Source organism: Streptomyces sp. NPDC020597 (genome assembly GCF_044335095.1).
Taxonomy (GTDB): domain Bacteria; phylum Actinomycetota; class Actinomycetes; order Streptomycetales; family Streptomycetaceae; genus Streptomyces.
Map to the genome: position 1 here is coordinate 23,696 of NZ_JBIRUL010000049.1, position 7,301 is coordinate 30,996.

The following is a 7,301-nucleotide window of genomic DNA, read 5'->3' on the forward strand; positions in this document are numbered from 1 at the left end:
CCCACGACCATGACCCCGTCCAGCACCGGCACGCCGGACACCGGCAGGCCTCGGAAGCAGATCCATCTCGCGGCGCACTTCCCCGGCGTCAACAACACCACCGTGTGGAGCGACCCGCAGGCGGGCAGCCACATCGAGTTCGACTCCTTCGCGCACTTCGCGCGGACCGCCGAACGCGCCAGGTTCGACTTCCTGTTCCTGGCCGAGGGGCTCCGGCTGCGCGAACAGGGCGGCCGCATCCACGACCTGGACGTGGTGGGGCGGCCCGACACCTTCACCGTCCTGGCCGCCCTCGCCGCCGTCACCGAACGCCTCGGCCTGACCGGCACCATCAACTCCACGTTCAACGAGCCCTACGAGGTGGCCCGTCAGTTCGCCGCCCTCGACCATCTGTCGGACGGACGCGCCGCATGGAACGTCGTCACGTCCTGGGACGCCTTCACCGGCGAGAACTTCCGCCGCGGCGGGTTCCTTCCGCAGGACGAGCGCTACTCCCGGGCCGAGGAGTTCCTGGCCACCGCCACCGAGCTCTTCGACTCCTGGCACGAGGACGACGTCGTCGCCGACCGGCACTCAGGCGCCTTCCTCCGGCACGCGCAGGCCGGAGCCTTCGTCCACCGGGGCCGGCACTTCGACATCGCCGGGCGGTTCAACGTCCCGCGCAGCCCGCAGGGCCGCCCGGTGATCTTCCAGGCCGGCGACTCCGAGCAGGGCCGCGAGTTCGCCGCCTCGAGCGCCGACGCCGTCTTCAGCCGGCACAGCACCCTGGAGGCGGGCCGGGAGTTCTACACCGACGTCAAGCGGCGCCTGGCCCGGCACGGCCGCACCCACGACCAGCTGCTGATCCTGCCCGCAGCGACCTTCGTCCTCGGCGACACCGACGCCGAAGCCCAGGACAAGGCACGCGAGGTACGCCGACAGCAGGTCAGCGGCCGGACGGCCGTCAACTACCTCGAACAGGTGTGGAACCGGGACCTGTCCGGCTACGACCCGGACGGCCCGCTCCCCGAGATCGACCCGGACCCCGGCGAGCACACCATCGCCCGGGGCCGTGCCGGCGTACGCATGTTCCGCGACCCCGTCGCCGTCGCGCGACAGTGGCGCGAGCGCGCCGCGGCCGAGAAGCTGTCGATCCGCGAGTTCGTCATCGAGACCACCGGCCGGCAGTCGTTCGTCGGATCCCCGGTCACCGTCGCCGAGACCATCGACCACTTCGTCCAGACGGACGCCGCCGACGGGTTCATCCTGGTCCCGCATCTCACCCCCGGCGGTCTGGACGGGTTCGCCGACACCGTCGTCCCGCTGCTGCAGGAACGCGGAGTCTTCCGCCGCGAATACACCGGCACCACCCTCCGTGACCACCTCGGTCTGGCCCGTCCGTCCCGACCCGCGCGTGGAGCGGCCGCAGCAGTGGCGCCCGCACCCGCCGACCGCTGAGGAGCGACACCCGATCATGTCCGGCATACCTCTCGGAGTCCTCGACCTCGTCCCGATCCCCTCGGGCGCGACCGCCGCGCAGGCGCTGCGCAACACCATCGACCTCGCCCGGCAGACCGAGCGGTTCGGCTACAGCCGCTACTGGTTCGCCGAACACCACCTCAACCCGGGCGTGGCCGGCGCCTCCCCGGCCGTCGTCCTCGCGCTGACCGCCTCCGCGACCTCCACCATCAGGATCGGATCCGGCGCAGTCCAGCTCGGGCACCGCACCGCGCTGTCCACCGTGGAGGAGTTCGGACTCATCGACGCACTGCACCCCGGACGGCTGGACCTGGGCCTGGGACGCTCCGGCGGACGTCCTCCCGGACAGACAACGCAGCCCCGGCCGACGACGACCCCCGTCGTCGACGGGCAGACCCCCAACGGGCTGAGGATCCCGCCGCGGTTCTCCTACGAGCACCTGATCGGCTCACCCCGGGTCCTGCTCCAGCAGCACCTTCTGCACCAGCCCGGCGCCCGCGCCCAGGACTACGGCGAACAGGTCGACGACATCCTCGCGCTACTGCGCGGCGACTACCGTTCCGCGGACGGCACCGAGGCACACGCCGTCCCGGGCGAGGGCGCCGAGGTAGAGGTGTGGATCCTCGGCAGCAGCGGCGGACTCAGCGCCGACGTCGCAGGCCGCAACGGGCTGCGCTTCGCCGCCAACTACCACGTCAGCCCGGCCACCGTCCTGGAGGCCGCCGAGGGGTACCGCGCCGCGTTCCAGCCGTCCGACCACCTCGACAAGCCCTACGTCAGCGTGTCCGCCGACGTCGTCGTCGCGCAGGACGACGCGACCGCACGCGAACTCGCCACCGGCTACGGCCCGTGGGTGCGCAGCATCCGCACCGCCGAGGGCGCCATTGCCTTCCCGACCCCGGAGCAGGCCCGCGCCCACCCCTGGACCGACGCCGACCGGGCGCTGGTCGCCGACCGCGTCGACACCCAGTTCGTCGGCTCGCCGGCCCGCGTCGCCGACCAGCTCGAGCAACTGCAGGAGGCCACCGCCGCGGACGAGCTGATCATCACCACCATCACCCACGACCACGCCGACCGGGTGCGCTCCTACCGACTGCTCGCGCAGGAGTGGCAGCGCCGGTGAGCGGGGCGGCGCGGCCGACCGTCGCCGATGGCCTCCGCGTGGCCGCCCCTCCTCGGGCTACGGGGCGATGGGCAGGCGCCGTTTGTGGTCCGTGAGGCGGTAGCGGTCGACGATCGTCCCGAAGACGCGCTCCGTGACGGGCCTGCCCTCCAGGAAGTCGTCGATCTCGTCGTAGGCGACGCCCAGCGCGTCCTCGTCCGCCCTGCCCGGGTCCAGGGTCTCCAGGTCGGCCGTGGGAACCTTGCGCACCAGTTCGGCCGGCGCTCCCAGCGCGTCCGCCACGGCTCGCACCCGGCGTTTGGTCAGCCCGGACAACGGGACGAGGTCGGCCGCGCCGTCGCCGAACTTGGTGAAGAAGCCGGAGACCGCCTCGGCGGCGTGATCGGTGCCGACGACCAGGCCGTGGTGCGCGCCGGCCACGGCGTACTGGGCGATCATGCGCTGCCTGGCCTTGATGTTGCCGTGCACGAAGTCCTCGTGGCCGGCGTCCCGGAAGGCGACGTCGGTGGCCCGAAGGGCCGCGAGCGCGGCGTCGCTCGCGGGCTTGACGTCCACCGTCAGCACGCGGTCGGGGCGGATGAAGGAGAGGGCGAGCTGGGCGTGGTGCTCGTCGGCCTGGACACCGTAGGGCAGCCGCATCGCGTAGAAGCGTGCTTCCCGCCCGGTGTCCCGGACCCGCTCGACCGCGAGCTGGCACAGCCGGCCCGCCGTCGTGGAGTCGACGCCGCCGCTGATGCCGAGCACGAGGGAGGACAGCCCGGTGGCGGTCAGCCGTTCCGCGAGGAAGGCCACCCGGCGCTCGATCTCCGCCTCGACGTCGAAGCTCTCGGCGACCTGGAGTTCCCTGGCGATCTCCCGCTGCAGGGCGAGGGGCTCGGGATCGTTCACGACTGCTCCTTGTGCTCGTTGATCTCGTTCACGTGGCGCCGGCCCGGCAGCCCGGCCGCACCGGCGGCGGACACCGTGACTTGCGGAGTCCCCCGGATCACTGTCGGCCATGCGCCGGACATCGGACGCGAGGCGCTCCCATGAGCGGTGTCACCAGCGAGTACGGCAGGGGGGCCGGCACTGCCCGCGGTCACCGCAGCAGGTGACGCGGGCGCCGTGAACGCCGGGCCGGGACCGTCGTCCCGGCCCGGCTCACAGTCGCCCAGGTCCGGGCCGGGCGGAGACGAGCGGCCCGTGGGCGCGCAGGTGCTCCTTCAGCCACCGCTCGGTGGTGCTCACGTGCAGCAGCGCGGCGGCCTGGCTGAGGGCGGCGTCCCGGCTGCACAGCGCCCGGTGGATCGCCTCGTGCTCGGCCAGAGTGCGGCCCGCGGACTGGTCGTCCGTCCGCCCGCGCCAGATGCGGGCACGCAGTGTGCGGCCGGAGACGCTCTCCAGCAGGGTGAGCAGGGTCTCGTTGCCGGTGGCGGCGACGACGGCACGGTGGAAGGCGGCGTCGTGCGCGTTCAGTCGCTCGACGTCGTCGCGGGCCTCGCGCATCGCGTCCAAGTGGCCCTTGATCTCGTCCAGTTGGGCGTCGGTTATCCGGGTGGCCGCGAGCGCGGTGGCCATGGGCTCGAGCAGCCGTCGCACCTCCATCAGATCCTGCAGGGCCGCCGCGTCGCTCTGCAGGAGTTCCACCACTCCGCCGAGCCCCTCCAGCAGCAGACTGGGCTGCAGGCTGGTGACGTAGGTGCCGTCCCCCCTGCGGATCTCGAGGACCCGTGCGACGGACAGGGCCTTGACCGCTTCGCGGGCCAGGTTGCGGGACAGCCCGAGCTGTGCGGCCAGATCCGGTTCCGGCGGCAGCTTCGATCCCGGGGGCAGGGCCCCCGTGCGGATCAGCTCGCGGATCTGCTCGATGGCCTTGTCCGTCAGGGACACGACGCACTCCCCGCACGGTCGGCGGCGCGGGGCACGTCGGACCTGATGAGGCCTTGGGCCCGGAGGTCGTCCCACAGGGCTTCGGGGACGTGCCGTCGGTGGAGTGCGGCGTTGCGCGCGACCTGGTCCGGACTGCGCATGCCGAGGGTGACGTTGACGACGCTGGGGTGTGTGCAGGGGAAGGCGATGGCGGCGGCGGGGAGGGTGGTGCCGTGTGCGGTGCAGAGGTCGGCGATGGCGCGGGCGCGGGCGACGAGGTCGGGTGGGGCGTCCTGGTAGTCGTACTTCATGCCTTCGGCGGGGCGGTCGCGGGAGAGGAGGCCGGAGTTGAAGACGCCGACGGCGACGACGCTCTTGCCGTGTTCCTCGGCGGCGGGCAGGACGTCGTCGAGGGCGGACTGGTCGAGGAGGGTGTAGCGGCCGGCGAGCATGACGACGTCGGCGGCGGTCTCGCGCAGGAAGCGGGCGAGCATGGCCGACTGGTTCATGCCGGCGCCGATCGCGCCGATGACGCCCTGGTCGCGCAGCTCGCCGAGGGCGGGCATGGCCTCGTCGGCGGCCTGTCGCCAGTGATCGTCGGGGTCGTGCAGGTAGACGACGTCGAGGCGGTCCAGCCCGGTGCGGCGCAGGGTGTCCTCGAGCGACCGCAGGACGCCGTCGCGGCTGAAGTCCCATTGGCGGCGCAGGTCGTCCCGCACGACGAAGCCCTCGCTGTCCACGCCCCGCGGATGCTCGTTGGGCACGAGCAGCCGTCCGACCTTCGAGGAGACGACGTAGTCGTCCCGGGGCCGTCGCCGCAGGGCCGCGCCCAGGCGCTGTTCGGAGAGCCCGAGGCCGTAGTGAGGGGCGGTGTCGAAGTAGCGGATGCCGGCGTCCCAGGCGGCGTCGACGGCGGCCGACGCGTCCTCGGCCGGGGTGACCCGGTAGAGGTTGCCGATGACGGACGCCCCGAAGCCGAGTGCGGTGAGCCCGACGGGAGTGTTCGCGATCGTCCGGCGTCCGATGCTCTGATGTGTCAACTGTGCTCCTCGCGAGTACGGGTGGGGCGGCGCCGTCCGGCGCCAGGTCAACGTCTGACGGCGGCCGAACCGCCCTCCATCAGTGCACGGACCTCGGCGAGCGAGGCCATGGAGACGTCCCCGGGGGTGGTCATCGTGAGGGCGCCGTGAGCGGTGCCGTACGCCAGGGCCAGCTCCAGACCGGCCGCCGACAACGGGCCCGGCCAGGCGTCGTCACCGCCCAGCAGGCCGTAGATCAGACCGGCGGCGAAGGCGTCGCCGGATCCGATGCGGTCCAGAACGTGCAGGCCGGGCATCGGGGGACCGGTGACGACACCGGTTTCGGCGGACCAGGCGGCCGAAAACCAGTCGTTGACCCCGGCCGAGGGCACCTCGCGCAGCGTCGTCGCCAGCACCCTGGCCGACGGGACGAGCCCCGCCACTCGCGCAAGGGCGTCCGCCACCTCGCAGGGCGCGACGCGCACGGCGCCGGGACGCGGACCGGCCAGCCCCAGCGCGCCCACCACCACGTCAGCGTGCCGCGCCAGGCGCAGGTCCACCTCGCGTGCCCGGTCCGGACCGCCCCGGCCGCTCCACAGGCTCGGGCGGTAGTTCGGATCGTAGGAGACGGTGACGCCGTGGCGGCGGGCGGCCGCCATCGCCTCGTCGGCGACGTCGACGGTGGTGTCCGACAGGCCGGCGAAGACGCCGCCGGTGTGGAACCAGCGCACGCCGGCGGAGAACACGGCGTCCCAGTCGACGTCGCCCCTGCGCAGCCGGGAGACGGCGGTGTGGGCGCGGTCGCTGACACCGAGGGCGCCGCGGATGCCGTAGCCGCGTTCGACGAAGTTGAGTCCGTTGCGGGCGGTGCGGCCGATCCCGTCGTCCGGCGTCCACCGGACCAGGGAGGTGTCCACGCCGCCCTGGAGGATCAGGTCCTCGACGAGCCGGCCCACCGCGTTGTCGACGAGAGCCGTCACGACGGCGGTGCGCAGTCCGAAGCAGCGCCGCAGACCTCGTACGACGTTGTACTCGCCGCCGCCCTCCCACACCTGGAAGGTCCGGCAGGTGCGGATGCGTCCCTCGCCCGGATCGAAGCGCAGCATCACCTCGCCGAGGGCCACCACGTCGGTCATGACATGCTCCTCGCCACGGCCTCGGCGGTGAGCCGGCGGATCTCCTCGTAGTCGCCCCGCCCGAGGTGGCCGGGGGTCGCCAGCCAAGTGCCGCCGACGGCGAGGACCGACGGTTCGGCGAGATAGGCGGCCAGGTGGGCTGCGCGGATGCCGCCCGTCGGGATGAAGCGCGTCCCGGGGAACGGCGCGGCGAGCGCCCGGAGGGTGGGCAGGCCGCCGAGCGGTTCGGCCGGGAACAGTTTCACGGTGTCCAGACCCGCGCGAAGGGCGCGCATCAACTCGGTCGCGGTGGCGACACCCGGTATCACGGGGACGCTCAACTCCCGGCATCTGGCGACGACTTGATCGTCGAAACCCGGTGAGACGACGAAGCGGGCGCCCGCCGACACAGCCCGCTCCGCCTGTTCGGGGGTGAGGACCGTGCCGGCGCCGACGGTGAGTCCGCCGTGGGCGGCCATCGCCCTGAGCGACTGCTCGGCGTCCGGGGTGCGGAAGGTGACCTCGGCACACCGGGCGCCGCCGGCGACGAGCGCCTCGGCCAGCGGGCCGGCCATCGTGGTGGACGGCACGGTCAGCACCGGCATGACCCGGGCGCCGGCCAGGACGGAGGCGGGTGTGGCGGTGGCGTCGGTGGTGGTCATCGGCCGAGCCATCCGCCGTCGACGGGGAGGGTGATGCCGTGGATGTAGGCGGCGGCGTCGGAGGCGAGGAAGACGG

The 7,301-nt window shown here is 73.1% G+C and carries 7 protein-coding genes; 2 read left to right on the forward strand and 5 right to left on the reverse strand.

Annotation, left to right across the window (positions count from 1 at the left end):
- Positions 1 to 9 precede the first annotated feature (9 nt).
- Together ACH4ZA_RS38640 and ACH4ZA_RS38645 are read left to right on the forward strand one after the other, a co-directional pair.
- Positions 10 to 1,437 carry an NtaA/DmoA family FMN-dependent monooxygenase gene (locus ACH4ZA_RS38640; protein ID WP_398433699.1) on the forward strand — a complete coding sequence of 476 codons (1,428 nt, stop codon included), beginning with the start codon at positions 10 to 12 and terminating at the stop codon, positions 1,435 to 1,437.
- Positions 1,438 to 1,453: 16 nt separating this feature from the next.
- Positions 1,454 to 2,581 carry an LLM class flavin-dependent oxidoreductase gene (locus ACH4ZA_RS38645; RefSeq protein WP_398433700.1) on the forward strand — a complete coding sequence of 376 codons (1,128 nt, stop codon included), beginning with the start codon at positions 1,454 to 1,456 and terminating at the stop codon, positions 2,579 to 2,581.
- A gap of 57 nt (positions 2,582 to 2,638) precedes the next feature.
- On the opposite strand, the gene nadE is transcribed toward ACH4ZA_RS38645, so the two are convergent.
- The 5 genes from nadE to ACH4ZA_RS38670 all read right to left on the reverse strand — a co-directional run bounded on the left by nadE (position 2,639) and on the right by ACH4ZA_RS38670 (position 7,225).
- Positions 2,639 to 3,469: an ammonia-dependent NAD(+) synthetase gene (nadE, locus tag ACH4ZA_RS38650; protein ID WP_398433701.1), complete on the reverse strand. Its 831-nt coding sequence runs from the start codon at positions 3,467 to 3,469 to the stop codon at positions 2,639 to 2,641.
- Between the two features lie 252 nt (positions 3,470 to 3,721).
- Positions 3,722 to 4,450, reverse strand: a complete 729-nt coding sequence (locus tag ACH4ZA_RS38655; RefSeq protein WP_398433702.1) for a FadR/GntR family transcriptional regulator — start codon at positions 4,448 to 4,450, stop codon at positions 3,722 to 3,724.
- A complete protein-coding gene (locus ACH4ZA_RS38660) occupies positions 4,441 to 5,469 on the reverse strand; it encodes an aldo/keto reductase (protein ID WP_398433703.1) in 1,029 nt (342 codons plus the stop codon). Before ACH4ZA_RS38660 ends, ACH4ZA_RS38655 begins: the two co-directional genes overlap by 10 nt.
- Positions 5,470 to 5,516: 47 nt before the next feature.
- Positions 5,517 to 6,584 (reverse strand): PfkB family carbohydrate kinase, encoded by a 1,068-nt coding sequence (locus ACH4ZA_RS38665; RefSeq protein ID WP_398433704.1) that lies wholly within the window; start codon positions 6,582 to 6,584, stop codon positions 5,517 to 5,519.
- Complete coding sequence (locus ACH4ZA_RS38670; RefSeq protein ID WP_398433705.1) at positions 6,581 to 7,225, reverse strand: bifunctional 4-hydroxy-2-oxoglutarate aldolase/2-dehydro-3-deoxy-phosphogluconate aldolase; 645 nt, start codon at positions 7,223 to 7,225, stop codon at positions 6,581 to 6,583. Before ACH4ZA_RS38670 ends, ACH4ZA_RS38665 begins: the two co-directional genes overlap by 4 nt.
- Between the last annotated feature and the right edge of the window lie 76 nt (positions 7,226 to 7,301).